This window comes from Streptomyces sp. NPDC107517 (assembly GCF_055582645.1).
Map to the genome: position 1 here is coordinate 232,999 of NZ_JBVJPM010000011.1, position 16,729 is coordinate 249,727.

A 16,729-nucleotide genomic window follows, 5' to 3' on the forward strand; every position below is an offset into this window, starting at 1 on the left:
CACCTCAGGGAGACCCGTGAAGCGACAGCTGACCCATGACGACATCCGCGCGGCCGTGTACGGCGGTGCCGTACTGGGCGGGGGTGGCGGCGGCTTCGTGGAACGGGGCCTGCGCACCGCCGAGCTGGCCCTCCAGGTCGGCACGCCCGAACTGTGGAGCGCCGACGAGTTCGGTCCCGAAGAGCTGACGGCCACCGTCGCCCTGGTCGGCGCCCCGGCCGCCCCCGACCCGCAGGTGCTCCCCACTCACCTGCTGCGCGCCCTGGAACTGCTGCGCCGTGATCTGCCGAGCCCGCCCGCCGCGCTGCACACCAATGAGAACGGCGCGGAGACGACGATCAACGGCTGGTTCCACTCGGCGATGACCGGCCTGCCCGTCATCGACCTGGCCTGCAACGGCCGCGCCCACCCGTCGAGCCAGATGGGCGCGATGGGCCTGCACGCGCGGGACGGCTACCGCTCGTGGCAGGGCTACGCGGGCGGCAAGCCGTACGCCTACGTCGAGGGCGCGGTCTCCGGCCGTCTGGGCGCCACGTCGAACGTGGTCCGGCGTGCCTCCGTCGAGGCGGGCGGCTGGGTCGGCGTGGCCCGCAATCCGGTCGAGGTCGGCTACGCGGTGGAGAACGGGGCACCCGGCGCCATCAGCTCCGCGATCGAACTCGGCCGCCGCCTCCTGGCGGACGGCCCGGCGGGCGCGGCCGCGCACCTCGGCGGTGAGATCGCGGTGACCGGCACGGTCCGCGAGTACCGCTGTGAGCAGCGCGAGGGCCTGGATGTCGGCGTCGCGGTCCTCGACGACGCGGCGGGCACGACGCTGCACTTCGTGAACGAGTACATGACGTTCGAGGCCGGTGGCGAGCGCAAGGCGGCGTTCCCCGACCTGATCACGACGTTCGACGAGGACGGGCAGCCGCTCGCCTCCGCCGACGTGGCGGTCGGCAAGCAGGTCTCCGTCCTGGTCGCCCCCGCCGCGAACCTCCTCCTGTCCTCCACGATGTTCCGGCCGGAGCTGTACGCGCCGCTGGAGGACCTGCTCGGCTTCGCCTTCGCCCCGGCCGTGAAGGTCCTGGCCGGCGCCTGAGCCGACAGTACGCGGACTGGATGCGAACGCTCATGGCCCGAACGAGTCGCTGCACGTGCCGTACGTGCGGCGTCTGACGGGTGCTCCGGCGCTGACCGTCAACGCGTTCGCGCCGACCGCGCGGAGCTGGGCGCGACGTCGCGAGCCTGCATCCAGGTGGTGCACAAGACTTCGGGAACGAGGAAGGCCCGGCCTGCTTTCGCAGGCCGGGCCTTCCTCGTTCAGGGTGAGTGACGGGACTTGAACCCGCGGCCACCTGGACCACAACCAGGTGCTCTACCAACTGAGCTACACCCACCATGTCCGGTCGTTTGTGTTTCTTCCGACCGGCCGAGAAAAAGTGTACAGGGTCCGAAGGGGTGCTCGCGCACGCCTTTTCCGGACCCTGTACACAGGGGACGGAAACGCGGTGCGAGGCGCTATTCCGCAGGCAGCACGTGCTTGGCCGCGATCTTCTTCGCGGTGTCGGAGTCGGGTCCCGGCTGCGGGACGAAGACCGCCTCGCGGTAGTAGCGCAGCTCGACGATGGAGTCGCGGATGTCGGCGAGCGCGCGGTGGTTGCCGTTCTTGTCCGGACTGTTGAAGTACGCCCTCGGGTACCAGCGGCGCGCCAGTTCCTTGACCGAGGACACATCGACGATCCGGTAGTGGAGGTAGTTCTCCAGCGTCGGCATGTCCCGGAGCAGGAAGCCGCGGTCGGTACCGACCGAGTTCCCGCACAGCGGCGCCTTGCCCGGTTCCTTGACGTGCTCGCGTACGTACGCGAGGACCTGCTCCTCTGCGTCGGCGAGCGTCGTGCCGCCGGCGAGCTCGTCGAGGAGGCCCGAGGCGGTGTGCATCTGCCGCACCACCTCGGGCATGGTCTCCAGGGCCTCGGCGGGCGGGCGGATCACGATGTCCACGCCGTCGCCGAGTACGTTCAGCTCAGAGTCGGTGACCAGTGCGGCCACCTCGATGAGCGCGTCATTCGCCAGCGAGAGCCCGGTCATCTCGCAGTCGATCCACACCATGCGATCGTTCATACGCCTTACCCTACGGCGCACTCCTCTGCCCGGGCAGACTCGCGCGCCCCGCCGCATACGCGTCCGAGCTGGGTTTGCCCGGATCTGTCGGCAGTGAGGCGGTGGGTCCCGGGTAGGTTCCGGCCGCCGCGGTGCGCCGTGACTGGGCCGGGACCGGGGGCTCCGGTCCCAGCGCCGCCGCGATCTCCACCGGCTTCTCCGGCTGCGGTCTGCGCGCCCGGTAGGCCGCGCGGTACGCGGCCGGGGACGAGCCGAGCTGGCGCCGGAAGTGCCCGCGCAGGGCGACCGGCGAACGGAAGCCGCAGCGCCCCGCGACCTCGTCGACCGAGTAGTCGGAGGTCTCCAGGAGCCGCTGGGCCTGCAGCACCCGCTGGGTGATCAGCCACTGCAGGGGAGCGCTCCCGGTGAGGGAGCGGAACCGGCGGTCGAAGGTGCGGCGGCTCATGTAGGCGCGCGCGGCGAGGGTCTCCACGTCGAACTGCTCGTGGAGGTGCTCCAGCGCCCAGGCGACGACCTCGGCCAGCGGGTCGGCGCCGATCTCCTCGGGTAAAGACCTGTCGAGGTAGCGCTCCTGGCCGCCGCTGCGGCGCGGCGGGACCACGAGTCTGCGGGCGAGCGCTCCGGCCGCCTCGTTGCCGTGGTCCGTGCGCACGATGTGCAGACACAGGTCGATACCGGCCGCGGTCCCGGCGCTCGTCAGGACGTCACCGTCGTCCACGAAGAGCTCGCGCGGGTCCACGTGGACCGACGGGTAGCGCTTGGCCAGCGTCGGCGCGTACATCCAGTGGGTGGTGGCCGGCCGGCCGTCGAGCAGGCCGGCCGCGGCGAGCACGAAGGCGCCGGTGCACAGTCCGACGATGCGCGCGCCTTCCTCGTGCGCGCGGCGCAGCGCGTCGAGGGCCTCCTCCGGTGGCGGCGAGGTGATCGACCGCCATGCGGGTACGACGACGGTGCCCGCCCGCGAGATCGCGTCGAGCCCGTGGGGCGCGGTGAGTTCGAGGCCGCCCGTCGTGCGCAGCGGGCCCTCCTCGCCGGCGGACACCAGCAGCCGGTAACGCGGAACCCCGGCGTCCTGGCGGTCGATGCCGAACACGGAGAGCGGGATGGAACTTTCGAAGATGGGTCCGCCGCTGAACAGCAGCACCGCGACTATTTCCCGGCGGCGTCGCCCGGAAAGCTTCCGAGCTGCGGCCTCCGGCGCAGCAGTGGAGTCGTGGCTCATCCCGCTAAGCCCCCCTCGGTGGTCGCGGCGCCCTTTGTAGTGTGACGGGCTTGTCGCTCCAGCACGTTTCCCCTCGGTCCTGCAGAGTCCCCCGCCGATGGACAGTCATGATCGAATCTACTGTGTCCGGTGGTCCCGCCGTGACCAGTTGAGGATCCGGCAGATTGTCGACATGGCAACTTGGCGTGAAGCATTCGATCACGAAGCGTGGCACTCGGGGGCGTTGCAGGGAAGTGCGCCTCAACTCAGTGGCCGGTCCCCGTAGGGTGCAAGCGCCTTCTACGGTCCTTTCATGCCTGGTGGCACGGGGGTTGGAGGCAGGTGGCGGCAAGAAATGCATGGCCGGGCGAAGTTGGCTGAAAATATACGCGGTAGTGCGCGGGAATCAGTCAGCCCCCCGGCGTACATCATCCTGTGCGGCGACCGCCCTTGCGCGCCCCCGGCACCGTTCTGCCGCGCCGGCCCCTGTGGTCGCAGGACCGTACCGGAGCCGCCCGCGCCGCGCCCCGTTCGGACTGGCGCAGCAGCACCCGGCAGGCCCCGGTCACCGCGGCGAGCCCGAGCGCCGCGCCCATCGCCCCGGCCAGTGAGATCCCGTATCCCACCAGGACGACCGGGACCAGGACGCAGCTGAACGCCGCCCAGCGCACGACGTCGCTCACCGTGTCCGCGCCGGACGTCTGCGTCACCTCCCGCCCGCCCCCGGGCGGCAGCTCCTCGCATGGGGCGTCGGCGGGCGGGTACACGATGGACGGTCCGGGCACGGCGCGCTCCCTGTTGCTGTGGGTACGCACGTTCAACGCGTGGTCGTGCGACCGGTCACTCGGCCGAACCGGGGGCGCCGGTACCGTACCCAAACCGTCTGTACGGGGCAGCAACCATTGCCATCTGGGCGCGGCCTCGTGCATGCTCCCCTGAACGCCGCGGAGCGTGCGCTTAACCGGGCAGACGACTCTGGGCAGAGGAGGAGTGTCGCCGTACCCTTGGGGGTATGGGCTTGGGAAGATGATTCCCGGACACAGCTCCGCCGCTCCCTGCCGTCCCTCCACCGAGGATCCGTCGAGGATCCAGAGGACCTAATCGCCGAGATACCCATGGCCGGTCACGAATTCCCTGAACCCGCGGACCGCAAGCGGCAGGTCGCCGATCCCACGGCGACCCCCCAGGCGGCGGAAGAAACACGTCACTCCTGCGATCCCGCCTTCAAGCACGGAGTGGTCGTCGGCTTCGACGGCTCGACCTCCAGCGAGCGGGCCCTCGCCTACGCCATCGGCATGGCACACCGCTCGGGCTCCGGCCTGATCATCGTCCACGTCGCCAACCGGCTGCCCACCACGGTGTGGGCGGGCTGCGAGCCGCCGGTCTTCGTCGATGTGCCGGACCACCGCACCGAGGTGCTCGGGCTCGAACTCGCGTGTGCGGAGTACCTGTCCGAGGTGCCCTGGATTCTCGTCGAGCGCGGCGGCGACATCTGCCACGAACTCGAAGAGGTGGGCCGGGAGTACGAGGCCGACGCGATCGTCGTCGGCTCCACGCACGGGATCGTCGGCCGGATCTTCGGCTCGGTCGCGGGACGGCTCGCGCGGCGCGCCAGGCGCCCGGTCATAGTCATCCCGTAACTCCCTTGAGCCCCAGGCGAGATGGGCAAATCCTACTCGCGCGTAGAGGTGCTTTGTGCCTTTGTGAAGGGTACATACCGGTCGCTGGACCATTGCAGGGCCCAGTACCGCGCGCAGCACAACTGCACCCGCACGAAGGGAGCCCGCCGTGGACAAAGACGTCTCCGCGGGAAGCACGACCTCCACTCTCGGCCATCTCGCCCTGGGACTCACCCTGTTGGCCTTCGGCCTCGGTCATACCGAAGTGATCGACGGCGTGACGGCCGCGAACGCCGTATCCCTCGCGACGTACGTCGGTGGCATCGCCCTGTTCGTCGCCGGTCTGCTCGCCTACCGCGCCAGTGACGCCTCGACGGGTACGGCCTTCGCCGCGCTCGGCGCGTTCTGGTTCACCTGGGGCGTCACGGCCGGCAGCGCCATGTCGGCCAACGCGCAAGGGCTGTTCATGCTCCTGTTCGCGATGCTCGCGCTGAGCCTGACCCTCGGGGCGTCCGGCTCCGGGACTCTGGTGCGTGGGGCGTACGCGGCGCTGTGCGTGGCCCTGCTGCTGCTCGCCGTCGCCGCGTTCGGTGACACGGCCGGGCTCGCCAAGGTCGGCGGCTGGTTCGCCGCGGTGGGCGGGCTGCTCGCCTGGTACGCGGCGACGGCCGCGCTGGGCGGGCTGCCCACGGCCCTGCCGGGGCGTGCTGCCGGCCGGGGGGTGACGGCCACCGGCTGACAGCCGGGGGCCGGGGAATGGGCGCCCCGGCTCCCCTCGAAGGAACGGGTCCCCGTGCGCTTGGTGGCGCGCACGGGGACCCGTTCTCCTTTACCGGCAGCTTCTGTACGCGTACCGCGGGGGCTGCCTACTCGACCGTGACGGACTTCGCCAGGTTGCGGGGCTTGTCGATGTCGCGGCCCAGGGCCAACGCCGTGTGGTAGGCGAGGAGTTGGAGCGGGATGCCCATGAGGATCGGGTCGAGCTCGTCCTCGTTCTTCGGGACGACGATCGTGCGGTCGGCCTTCTCCTGCTCCTGGTGCGCGACCGCGAGGATGCGGCCCGAGCGGGCCTTGATCTCCTCGAGGGCGGCGCGGTTCTTCTCCAGCAGGTCGTCGTCCGGGACGATCGCGACCGTGGGGAGCGCCGGCTCGATCAGGGCGAGCGGGCCGTGCTTCAGCTCCGAGGCGGGATAGGCCTCGGCGTGGATGTACGAGACCTCCTTGAGCTTGAGCGAGGCCTCGCGGGCGACGGGGTAGCCGCGGACCCGGCCGATGAACATCATCGAGCGGGCGTCCGCGTACTCCTCGGCGATCTTCTTGATCTGCTCTTCCTGCTCCAGGATCTGCGTGATCTGCCCGGGCAGCTTGCGCAGGCCCTCGATGATCCGCTTGCCGTCGGCGACGGACAGGTCGCGGATGCGGCCGAGGTGGAGGGCGAGGAGCGCGAACGCGACCGTGGTGTTGGTGAAGCACTTGGTCGAGACGACGCAGACCTCGGGGCCCGCGTGGACGTACACACCGGCGTCCGACTCGCGGGCGATCGCCGAGCCGACGACGTTCACGACGCCGAAGACGCGGGCGCCCTTGCGCTTCAGCTCCTGCACGGCGGCGAGGACGTCGTACGTCTCGCCGGACTGGGAGACGGCGATGTACAGGGTGTCGGGGTCGACGACCGGGTTGCGGTAGCGGAACTCGGAGGCCGGCTCGGCGTCCGCGGGGATGCGCGCCAGCTCCTCGATCATCTGCGCGCCGATCAGGCCCGCGTGGTACGAGGTGCCGCAGCCGAGGATCTTCACGCGGCGCACGCTGCGCGCCTCGCGGGCGTCGAGGTTGAGGCCGCCCAGGTGCACGGCGGAGAAGCGCTCGTCGATGCGGCCGCGCAGGACGCGGTCGACGGCCTCCGGCTGCTCGAAGATCTCCTTGTGCATGTACGTGTCGTGGCCGCCCATGTCGTACGAGGCGGCCTCCCACTCGACGGTGGTCGGGGACGCGGTCGTGCGCGTGCCCTCCGTCGTGTAGGTGCGGAAGTCGTCGGCCTTGAGGGTGGCCATCTCGCCGTCGTCGAGGGTGACGATCTGGCGGGTGTGGGCGACGAGGGCGGCGATGTCCGAGGCGACGAACATCTCCTTCTCGCCGATGCCGAGGACGACCGGGGAGCCGTTGCGGGCCACCACGATGCGGTCGGGGAAGTCGGCGTGCAGCACGGCGATGCCGTACGTGCCCTCGATCAGCCGGAGCGCCTCGCGGACCTTGTCCTCGAGCTTCTCGGCGGGGGAGCGGGCGATGAGGTGGGTGAGGACCTCGGTGTCCGTCTCGGAGAGGAAGGTGACGCCCTCGGCGGTCAGCTTGGCGCGCAGGTCGGCGGCGTTGTCGACGATGCCGTTGTGGACGACGGCGACCTTGTTGTCGCCGGACATGTGGGGGTGCGCGTTCTCGTCGGAAGGTGCGCCGTGGGTGGCCCAGCGGGTGTGGGCGATGCCCGTGGTGCCCTTGAAGCGGGCGGGCACCCTGGCCTCCAGGTCACGCACGCGGCCCTTTGCCTTCACCATCTTCAGGCCGCTGGCCTTCGGGCTGGTGATGACGACGCCCGCGGAGTCGTAGCCGCGGTACTCCAGGCGCTGCAGCCCTTCGAGCAGCAGCGGTGCCACGTCACGCTTACCGATGTAACCGACAATTCCGCACATATGTGTACTGATCCCCTCTAGCCGTAGACGATGCGCCGCAGCTGCCGCAGGGACAGCTCGGGCGGCGCGACCGCGCGGTACTTCAGGTCCGCCGAGATCCGTTCGAAGATCTCCGCGTTCACCAGGCCCTGACCCTGGAGCTCGCGGTGGCGGCGACGGACGAACATCTCGGTCGTCTCGTCGAAGTAGGCGAGCACGTCCTGGATCACCCGCAGTGCCTCGCCCCGGTTCAGGGGCGAACTGCGCGTCAGGTGATCAACAAGTTCGTCGTGCACTCGGATGATCCTGGAGGAAGAGGGGGCCGTTCGCAAGAATTCTGCCCGATATCGGGCAGGGCCTGGCAATCCGCTGTGCGTGCCGGGGTTCTTGGGGCGACTGTGGTCAAGGTTTGAAGGGCGCCATGCCGCTTGTTCCGCGCGTGTTCACATGGCGTATCCGGCCGGGATGAGTGACCCGAGCAACTTTTCTGGTCATGGACATTCCCCGTATGGGCGTACCCGAGCAGCTCGCCGACCGGATGAGCCTGGCCGAGCAGCACGAGTACCTGCGCAGCAAGTTCTCCCGCCGCACGATGATGCGCGGCGGCGCCGTCACCCTGGGCGCGATCGCGGGCGGTGCCTTCGTGCCCGGCGCCGCGAGCGCCGCCCCGGTGCAGACCGGCCGCACCACCGGATCCGTCCCGGCCCGCCACGAGGTCGACGGCGCGCTCGTCGCACCCTTCGCCCGCCACCTCGCCTACGGCACCGACGCCCGTACCGAGATGACCGTCTCCTGGCAGGTCCCGGTCGCCGTCAAGAACCCGTACATCCGCGTCGGCGTCCACCCCTGGGACCTCTCGCGGAAGATCGAGGCCGAGGTCCGGCCCCTCTACACGCCGGCCGGAGTCGGCACCGGCGCCGACCACACCCAGTACTACCTCCATGCCCAGCTGACCCGGCTGCGGCCCGGCACCACGTACTACTACGGCGTCGGCCACGACGGCTTCGACCCGGCGGCGGCGCACCTGGCCGGCACGCTCGGCACCTTCAGGACGGCGCCCTCGCACCGCGAGCCGTTCACCTTCACGGCCTTCGGCGACCAGGGCGTCAGCTACCACGCGCTGGCCAACGACAGCCTGATCCTGGCGCAGAACCCGGCGTTCCACCTGCACGCCGGAGACATCGCCTACGCCGACCCGTCGGGTTCGGGCCAGACCGGCGACACCTTCGACGCCCGCACCTGGGACCAGTTCCTCGCCCAGACGGAGTCCGTCGCCAAGCAGGTGCCGTGGATGGTCGCGTACGGCAACCACGACATGGAGGCCTGGTACGCACCGCACGGCTACGGCAGCCAGCAGGCCCGCTTCACCCTGCCGGACAACGGCCCCGACACGAAGAACCTGCCGGGCGTCTACTCCTTCGTGCACGGCAACACGGCGGTCATCTCGCTCGACGCCAACGACGTGTCCTGGGAGATCCCGGCCAACCTCGGCCTGTCCGGCGGCACGCAGACCTCGTGGTTCGAGCGGCAGCTGAAGAAGTTCCGCGCCGACCGCGACATCGACTTCATCGTGGTCTTCTTCCACCACTGCGCGTACTGCACCGCCACGAGTCACGCCTCCGAGGGCGGCGTGCGCAAGGAGTGGGTGCCGCTGTTCGAGAAGTACACCGTCGACCTCGTCATCAACGGGCACAACCACGTCTACGAGCGCACCGACGTGCTCAAGGGCGACCGGGTCACCAAGGAGCTGCCGATCGGCGGCACGGCGTACCCCGAGACCGACGGCATCGTCTACGTCACCGCGGGCGCGGCGGGCAGGAGCCTGTACGCGTTCCCGGTCGACGACACGTACGAGGGGCACGAGAAGAAGATCGACCCCTTCACGTCGTTCGTGGTCCAGCCCGACGGCAGCAAGAAGGACATCACCGTCGACTGGTCGCGCGTGCGCTACACGAACTACTCGTTCCTGCGCGTCGACGTGGAGCCGGCGCCGGCGGGCCACACCGCGAAGCTGACGGTGCGGGGCCTCGCGGAGACCGGCGAGGAGATCGACCGTTTCGTCATCGCCCGCACGGTGCGGCGCGGCTGAGGCGGCCCGTTGTCGGGCCCGCCCCTTTCCTCAGGGGCGGGCCCTTTCGGGATTCCGTCGTCCACCCGGTGAGAATTGGTCTACACCCTTGACCCGCTCATGGGGCGGACGGTACCCATGGTGACTGCTCCGTTGCACAGATGTGAAACCCCCCGCGATCCACGACCCAGTCGCTCGTCGAAGGGACCGTTTGTGAGACAGCAACAGAAGCAGCGCCGCAGGACCGCCCGGCTGTTCGGGTCGCTGCTGCTCGTCGCGGCCGCGGGGGTGTCCGCCGTCGGCGCCGCCCCGTCACCGGGTGCGGGATCCGCCGCCGCGACCCCGCTGGGCCAGGTCGTACCCGCACCGGCCTCGGTGACCGCGGGCGGACCGGCGTACGAGATCACCTCGAAGACGCGGATCCGCGTCGAGAAGGACTCGAAGGAGGCGCGGCGCGTCGCGGGCTATCTCGCGGACGTCCTGCGCCCCTCCACCGGCTATCGGCTGCCGGTCACGGGCGACGGCGGACGCGATGGCATCCGGCTCGAACTGAGCAGCAGGGCGCAGGACTTGGGGGCTGAGGGATACCGGCTCGTGTCCGGTCGCGACTCCGTCACCATCACCGCCCACAAGGCCGCCGGCCTCTTCCACGGCGTGCAGACCCTGCGCCAGCAGCTGCCCGCCGAGGTGGAGAAGAGCAGCGAGCAGGCCGGGCCGTGGCTCGTCGCCGGCGGCACCATCGAGGACAGCCCCCGGTACGGCTACCGCGGCGCCATGCTCGACGTCTCCCGCCACTTCTTCGGCGTCGACAAGGTCAAGCGCTACATCGACGAACTCGCCCTGTACAAGGTCAACAAGCTGCATCTGCACCTGAGCGACGACCAGGGGTGGCGCATCGCCATCGACTCCTGGCCCAGGCTCGCCACGTACGGCGGGTCCACCCAGGTCGGCGGCGGGCAGGGCGGTTACTTCACCAAGGCCCAGTACAAGGAGATCGTCCGGTACGCCGCCTCGCGGTATCTGGAGGTCATCCCCGAGATAGACATGCCGGGCCACACGAACGCGGCGCTCGCCTCGTACGCGGAGCTGAACTGCGACGGTGTCGCGCCGCCGCTCTACACCGGCACGAACGTCGGCTTCAGCTCGCTGTGCGTCAACAAGGACCGTACGTACGACTTCGTCGACGACGTGATCCGTGAGCTCGCCGCCATCACGCCCGGCAAATACCTCCACATCGGCGGCGACGAGGCGCACTCGACCAGCCATGAGGACTACGTCACGTTCATGGACAAGGTGCAGCCGATCGTCGCCAAGTACGGGAAGACCGTGATCGGCTGGCACCAGCTGACCGGCGCCACTCCGGCGAAGGGCGCCCTCGCCCAGTACTGGGGTCTCGACGGGACCAGCGCGGCCGAGAAGGCGCAGGTCGCGGCGGCGGCACAGAAGGGGACGGGGATCGTCATGTCGCCGGCCGACCGGCTCTACCTCGACATGAAGTACAACAAGGACACCCCGCTCGGCCTCGCCTGGGCCGGGTACGTCGAGGTGCAGCGCTCGTACGACTGGAACCCGGGCAGCTACCTTCCGGGCGTGCCGGCGTCGGCCGTCCGGGGCGTCGAGGCGCCGCTGTGGTCGGAGACCCTGTCGACCTCCGCGCAGGTCGAGTACATGGCCTTCCCGAGGCTGCCGGGTGTCGCCGAACTCGGCTGGTCGCCCGAGGCCACGCACGACTGGAACACGTACAAGGTCCGGCTCGCGGCGCAGGCTCCGCGCTGGGACGCGCTCGGCATCGGCTACTACAGGTCGACGCAGGTGCCCTGGCCCGCGGGCTGACGGGCGGACAGGCAGGCGAGTGGGGCTCCGGACCCGCGACGCAGTCGCTATGGACTGCAGCGTTCCGGAGCCCCACTCACGTCTACGCGATCGGGTTCGCCAGGGTCCCGATCAGCTGAAGGGCGCCCGCCGGGTCCGCGAGATCCACCATCTGCTCGTTGTTGCGCAGCTGGAGACGGTTGAGGCAGGACAGCGTGAACTCCGGGGCGAACATGTCGTACTGCCGGAATTTGTCAGCCAGTTGGGGCGCCGACTCCTGGTAGTCGCGGACACAGTCGGCGACCGCCCGCCAGAACGTGTCCTCGTCGAGCACGCCCTCCGTGACCAGGTTCGCCGCGAGGAAGCGGAAGAAGCAGTCGAAGACGTCCGTGAAGACGGACAGCAGTTTCTGGTCGTCGGGAACCTCGACCCGGATCCGGTCGACGCCCGGCGGGAGGACCGCGTCGGGGTCCATCACCGCGATCTCCTCGGCGATGTCCTTGAAGATCGCCCGCTGGACCGTGCCGTCCTCACCGAGTACCAGGATGACGTTCTCGCCGTGCGGCATGTACACGAGGTCGTACGCGTAGAAGCTGTGCAGCAGCGGCGTGAGGTACGACCGCAGGTAGGGGCGCAGCCACTCGGCGGGGGTCAGGCCCGAGCGCTCGACGAGGGCCGCGGCGAACGAGCGGCCGTCGGCGTCGACATGGAGCAGCGAGGCCATCGTGGCGAGGCGCTCGCCCTCGGCCAGGGACGCGACGGGCGACTCGCGCCACAGGGCGGCGAGCATTTTGCGGTACGGGGAGTAGCGGTCGGTCGCGGCCTCGTACTCCAGGTGCCGGTAGCCGACGGCGGCGCGCTCGCGGATGATCGTCAGGCCGGTCGCCTTGAGGATCTCGTCGTTCTCGATGAGCTGCGCGAGCCAGTCGTTGATGGCGGGCGTGGCCTCCATGTACGAGGCCGAGAGGCCGCGCATGAAGCCCATGTTGATGACGGACAGGGCCGTCTTCACGTAGTGCCGGTCCGGGTGCGAGGTGTTGAAGAACGTGCGGATCGACTGCTGGGCGAGGTACTCGTCGTCGCCCTCGCCGAGGAGCACCAGGCGGCGCTGGGCGACCTCGGCCGCGAAGGTGACGGACAGCTTGTTCCACCACTGCCAGGGGTGGACGGGGATGAGCAGGTAGTCGTCCGGGTCCAGGCCCTGGTCCGTGAGCGTGGCGGCGAACCGCGCGAGGGTCTGTTCACCCAGCTCGGCGCGCAGGTGGGACTCGTGGTCGAGCCCGGCACCGGCCGTGAACGCGGCCCGCTCCCGTGTCGCCGCCAGCCAGATCAGCCGGATCGGGCTCGCGGTCTCGGGGGCGTACGAGAGGTACTCGTGGACGCCGAAGCCGAGCCTGCCGTTGTTGGCGACGAAGCAGGGGTGGCCCTCGGTCATGCCCGTCTCGATCTCCTGGAAGGAGCCGTCGCGGGCGAGGGAGGCCGCGGTGACCGGGGTTTTGGCGAGCTTGTAGCAGGTGCCGGAGAGGGTGGAGGAGATCTCCTCCAGGTAGACCGGCAGGATCGCGTCGCTCAGGCCGAGCGAGGTCTTCAGCTCGATGAAGAACTCAAGGGCGCTGAGGGGAAGTTCGGAGCCGTCGCGATGGCGCGAGACGGAGTCCGCGGACACCTGCCAGTGGTCGAGGCGCAGGCGGCGGGCGGCGAAGCGGTACTCGGTCGCGCCGTCGTCGGAGCGCACGGCGTACCGGTCGTCGCCGAGGGGCTCGGGCGTGAGGAGGCGCTCGTGGGTGAACTCGGCCAGTGCCTTGCGGATGAGGAGGCGGTTGGCCTCGGCCCAGCGCTCGGGGGAGAGGTGGGTGACGGCGTCGGAGAGCGTCATGCGGCGGCCACCCCCGAGGCGGCGAGGAACTGCTGTCGCGTGCAGAAGCTGAGCAGCGCCTGCTTCTCCGGCTTCTGGATGACGCGGCCGGGGACGAAGCCGACGGCCTCGTTCAGGGCGTGCACGGCCTTGTTGCGCACGTCGGGCTCGACGACGACGCGCCGGGCCGCCGGGTCGGCGAACAGGAACTCCATCACCGTGGTGATCACGGCGCGGGTGAAGCCGGGGATGCGGACGTCGCTGGGCGCCGTCAGGAAGTGCATGCCGACGTCGCCGGGCTCGGGCGCGTACAGGCCGACGAGTTCGACGTGCGCCGGGTCGTAGCGCTCCATGAGGAAGGCGGGCTCGCCGTCGTGGAGGCCTATGAACGCGTCGTGGTGTTCGGCGGCGGCTATCGCCATGTACTCGCGCTCCACGTCCTGCAGTTTCGCGTCCTGCATCAGCCAGAACGCGGCCTTGGGGTCGGTGACCCAGCGGTGCAGCAGCTCGGCGTCCGCGATGGGGTCGAGGGGGCGGATGCTGAAGGTGCCGGTGGGGGAGCCGGTGGGGGTGCTCATGCGGCGAACTCCTGGAACGCGATGGTCTTTTCTACGGGGTAGTACTCGGTGCCGAGCAGCTCACGGATGATGTACGCGTTGCGGTACGCGCCCATGCCCAGGTCGGGCGAGGTGATCGAGTGCGTGTGCACGCCGGCGTTCTGGACGAACACGCCGCGGCCCGTGGTGTCGACGGAGTAGTTGCGGGCGAGGTCGAAGCGGCCCCGGCTGTCCCAGTTGAGCCGGTCACGGACCGGCTCCAGGAAGGCGGGCGTCTCGTACTTGTAGCCCGTGGCCAGGATCAGGCCGTCGGTGCGCAGCTCGAAGTCCTTGCCCTGCTCCTCCTGGCGCAGGCCGAGCGTGTACGTGCCGTTCTCGTGACGCGCGCTCTGCAGGGCCGAGTTGGTGAGCAGTCGGGTGGGGACGGGCCCGGCCAGGTTCTTCTGGTAGAGCAGGTCGAAGATCTCGTTGATGAGGTCGCCGTCGATGCCCTTGAAGAGGTTCTTCTGCTGGGTCTCCAGTCGGTAGCGGGTCTGCTCGGGCAGCGCGTGGAAGTAGTCCACGTACTCGGGAGAGGTCATCTCCAGCGTCAGCTTCGTGTATTCGAGGGGGAAGAAGCGCGGGGAGCGGGTGACCCAGTTGAGGCGGTAGCCGTGGACGTCGATCTCGCTGAGGAGGTCGTAGTAGATCTCCGCGGCGGACTGGCCGCTGCCGACGAGGGTGATCGAGTCCTTCCGCTGGAGCTCCTGCTTGTGGTGCAGATAGCGGGAGTTGTGGATCGCGTCACCGCCGAGGCCCCGGCAGGGCTCGGGGATGTGCGGCGGGGTGCCGGTGCCGAGGACGAGGCGCGGCGCGCGGTAGGTCTCGCCGCCCTCGGTGCTCACGACGTACACCTCGGCGGCCTCGTCGTACGACACCTGCGTGACGGTCGTGGAAAAGCGGATGCTGGTGAGTTTCGCGGCGGCCCAGCGGCAGTAGTCGTTGTACTCGGTCCGCAGGGGATAGAAGTTCTCGCGGATGTAGAAGGAGTACAGCCGCCCCGATTCCTTGAGGTAGTTCAGGAAGGAGTACGGGGAGGTCGGGTCGGCGAGCGTGACCAGGTCCGACATGAACGGGGTCTGGAGGTGGGCGCCTTCGAGGAACATCCCCGAGTGCCATTCGAAGTCCGGCTTGGACTCCAGGAAGACACCGTTCAGTTCGGCTATCGGCTCGGTGAGGGCGGCCAGGCCGAGGTTGAAGGGGCCGAGGCCGATCCCGATGAAGTCGAGGGGTTCGGGGGACTCAGGAAGCTTCGACAAGGTTCTCTCCCAGGTACTGCTCGGCGTGGCCGGCGATCAGATCGAGGACCGCGACGATGTCGTCGACGGTGGTCTCGGGGTTGAGCAGGGTGAACTTCAGGTAGTGGCGGCCGCCCACCTTGGTGCCCGCCACGACGGCGTCGCCGGAGGCGAACAGGGCCTTGCGGGCGTACAGGTTGGCGCGGTCGATCTCCGCGGGGTCGGTGACGCCGGCCGGGATGTGGCGGAAGACGAGGGTGGACAGCTGCGGCTCGACGACGACGTCGAACCGGGGGTCGGCGGCGAGCAGCTCCCAGGCCTTGCCCGCCAGGTCGCACACCTCGTCGAAGAGCTGCCCGACACCGTCGGCGCCCATCACGCGCAGCGTCATCCACAGCTTGAGCGCGTCGAAGCGGCGGGTCGTCTGGAGGGACTTGTCGACCTGGTTGGGGATGCGCTCGGTGACCATGCGGCGCGGGTTGAGGTAGTCGGCATGGTACGTGGCGTGCCGCAGGGTGGCCGCGTCCCGGACGAGGACCGCGCTCGAACTCACGGGCTGGAAGAACGACTTGTGGTAGTCGACGGTGACGGAGTCGGCGCGCTCGATGCCGTCGAGGAGGTGCCGGTTCCTGACGGAGGCGAGGAGCCCGCAGCCGTACGCGGCGTCGACGTGCATCCAGGTGCCGTACTGGGCGCAGAGCTCGGCGATCTCGGGGAGCGGGTCGATGGAGCCGAAGTCGGTGGTCCCGGCGGTGGCGACGACCGCCATGGGAACGAGGCCCTCCTCGCGGCAGCGCTCCAGTTCACGCGCGAGGGCGACGGTCTGCATCCGCTTGTCGCGGTCCACGGGGACGGTGACCACGGCGTCGGGGCCGAGGCCGAGGAGCGTGGCGGACTTCTTGACGCTGAAGTGGCTGACCTCGGAGGCGAACACCCGCATTTTCGTGGGGTGTTCGGGGTTCTCGGACTTGGTCTCGTCGCGGGCGAGGAGCAGCGCCTGGAGGTTGGACTGGGAGCCCCCCGAGGTGAAGACGCCGTCGGCGGCGGGGCCGAGGCCGATGCGGCTCGTGGTCCAGTCGATGAGCTTGCGCTCGATCAGGGTGCCGCCGGCCGACTGGTCCCAGGTGTCGAGGGAGGAGTTGACCGCGCAGAGCACGGCCTCGCCGACCACGGCCGGGATGACGACCGGGCAGTTGAGGTGGGCGAGGTAGCGCGGGTGGTGGAAGTAGACCGCGTCGCGGAGGTAGACCTCTTCGAGCTCGTCCAGGGCGGCGGTCGTGTCGAGGAGGGGCGTGTCCAGGTCGACGGCGTCGATGCGGGGCGCGAGCTCGTCGACCGTGACCCCGGTGAACGGCCGCTCTGTGGTGGCGAGTTTGGCCGCCACCCGCTCGATTCCCTCGGTCACGGAACGGCGGTAGTGCTCCGCGGTCGTGTCGTTGAGCAGGTGCGAGCGCATGAACGGTCCTCCGGGTGGGGGCAGGAATGCGGGTGAGCGGGAAGACGGGCGGCATGGGAAGAGGGGCGAGGTCCCAGCGCCTGACTTAGGTTAGCCTAACCTAAGTTGCGCTGGCGAC

14 protein-coding genes and 1 tRNA gene are annotated in these 16,729 nt (G+C 69.7%); 5 read left to right on the top strand and 10 right to left on the bottom strand.

The features are described 5' to 3' along the window. Positions 1–16: 16 nt before the first annotated feature. Positions 17–1,081, top strand: a complete 1,065-nt coding sequence (locus tag ACZ67T_RS25485) for an S-methyl thiohydantoin desulfurase domain-containing protein (protein ID WP_469987141.1) — start codon at positions 17–19, stop codon at positions 1,079–1,081. 225 nt (positions 1,082–1,306) lie between these two features. Here the strand turns inward: ACZ67T_RS25485 and ACZ67T_RS25490 are convergent. From ACZ67T_RS25490 to ACZ67T_RS25505, 4 genes are all read right to left on the bottom strand, one after another. Next, positions 1,307–1,379: transfer RNA gene (locus ACZ67T_RS25490), tRNA-His, on the bottom strand. 121 nt (positions 1,380–1,500) lie between these two features. Continuing rightward, positions 1,501–2,103, bottom strand: a complete 603-nt coding sequence (gene orn, locus ACZ67T_RS25495; protein WP_469987143.1) for an oligoribonuclease — start codon at positions 2,101–2,103, stop codon at positions 1,501–1,503. A 10-nt stretch (positions 2,104–2,113) separates the two neighbouring features. Continuing rightward, the gene (locus tag ACZ67T_RS25500) at positions 2,114–3,325 is read right to left on the bottom strand and encodes a helix-turn-helix domain-containing protein (protein ID WP_469987145.1); all 1,212 of its coding nucleotides are present in this window, start codon (positions 3,323–3,325) and stop codon (positions 2,114–2,116) included. A gap of 407 nt (positions 3,326–3,732) precedes the next feature. After that, positions 3,733–4,038: a hypothetical protein gene (locus ACZ67T_RS25505; RefSeq protein WP_469987284.1), complete on the bottom strand. Its 306-nt coding sequence runs from the start codon at positions 4,036–4,038 to the stop codon at positions 3,733–3,735. A gap of 381 nt (positions 4,039–4,419) precedes the next feature. On the opposite strand from ACZ67T_RS25505, the gene ACZ67T_RS25510 reads away from it, so the two are divergent. After that, positions 4,420–4,944: a universal stress protein gene (locus ACZ67T_RS25510; RefSeq protein ID WP_469987147.1), complete on the top strand. Its 525-nt coding sequence runs from the start codon at positions 4,420–4,422 to the stop codon at positions 4,942–4,944. 148 nt (positions 4,945–5,092) lie between these two features. Next, positions 5,093–5,662 carry a GPR1/FUN34/YaaH family transporter gene (locus tag ACZ67T_RS25515; RefSeq protein ID WP_469987148.1) on the top strand — a complete coding sequence of 190 codons (570 nt, stop codon included), beginning with the start codon at positions 5,093–5,095 and terminating at the stop codon, positions 5,660–5,662. Positions 5,663–5,789: 127 nt separating this feature from the next. Here the strand turns inward: ACZ67T_RS25515 and glmS are convergent, their stop codons facing one another. Both glmS and ACZ67T_RS25525 read right to left on the bottom strand, forming a co-directional pair. Then, positions 5,790–7,607 (bottom strand): glutamine--fructose-6-phosphate transaminase (isomerizing), encoded by a 1,818-nt coding sequence (gene glmS, locus ACZ67T_RS25520; RefSeq protein ID WP_469987150.1) that lies wholly within the window; start codon positions 7,605–7,607, stop codon positions 5,790–5,792. Between the two features lie 17 nt (positions 7,608–7,624). Next, entirely contained in the window at positions 7,625–7,882 is a 258-nt protein-coding gene (locus ACZ67T_RS25525; RefSeq protein ID WP_399973705.1) for a hypothetical protein, read from the bottom strand. Positions 7,883–8,094: 212 nt separating this feature from the next. On the opposite strand from ACZ67T_RS25525, the gene ACZ67T_RS25530 reads away from it, so the two are divergent. Together ACZ67T_RS25530 and ACZ67T_RS25535 are read left to right on the top strand one after the other, a co-directional pair. After that, a complete protein-coding gene (locus tag ACZ67T_RS25530) occupies positions 8,095–9,675 on the top strand; it encodes a purple acid phosphatase family protein (RefSeq protein ID WP_469987285.1) in 1,581 nt (526 codons plus the stop codon). Between the two features lie 117 nt (positions 9,676–9,792). Further along, on the top strand, positions 9,793–11,487 hold the full coding sequence (locus ACZ67T_RS25535; RefSeq protein ID WP_469987152.1) for a beta-N-acetylhexosaminidase: 1,695 nt from the start codon (positions 9,793–9,795) through the stop codon (positions 11,485–11,487). A gap of 82 nt (positions 11,488–11,569) precedes the next feature. Here ACZ67T_RS25535 and ACZ67T_RS25540 read toward each other — a convergent pair whose 3' ends face one another. Genes ACZ67T_RS25540 through desA form a run of 4 tightly spaced genes read right to left on the bottom strand, consistent with a single transcriptional unit; the run spans position 11,570 to position 16,611 of the window. After that, entirely contained in the window at positions 11,570–13,342 is a 1,773-nt protein-coding gene (locus tag ACZ67T_RS25540; protein ID WP_469987154.1) for an IucA/IucC family protein, read from the bottom strand. Beyond that, entirely contained in the window at positions 13,339–13,899 is a 561-nt protein-coding gene (locus ACZ67T_RS25545) for a GNAT family N-acetyltransferase (RefSeq protein ID WP_469987155.1), read from the bottom strand. Before ACZ67T_RS25545 ends, ACZ67T_RS25540 begins: the two co-directional genes overlap by 4 nt. Further along, positions 13,896–15,176: a lysine N(6)-hydroxylase/L-ornithine N(5)-oxygenase family protein gene (locus ACZ67T_RS25550; protein WP_469987157.1), complete on the bottom strand. Its 1,281-nt coding sequence runs from the start codon at positions 15,174–15,176 to the stop codon at positions 13,896–13,898. Before ACZ67T_RS25550 ends, ACZ67T_RS25545 begins: the two co-directional genes overlap by 4 nt. Beyond that, positions 15,160–16,611, bottom strand: a complete 1,452-nt coding sequence (gene desA, locus ACZ67T_RS25555; RefSeq protein ID WP_469987159.1) for a lysine decarboxylase DesA — start codon at positions 16,609–16,611, stop codon at positions 15,160–15,162. The genes ACZ67T_RS25550 and desA overlap by 17 nt, the downstream gene beginning before the upstream one ends. Positions 16,612–16,729: the final 118 nt, after the last annotated feature.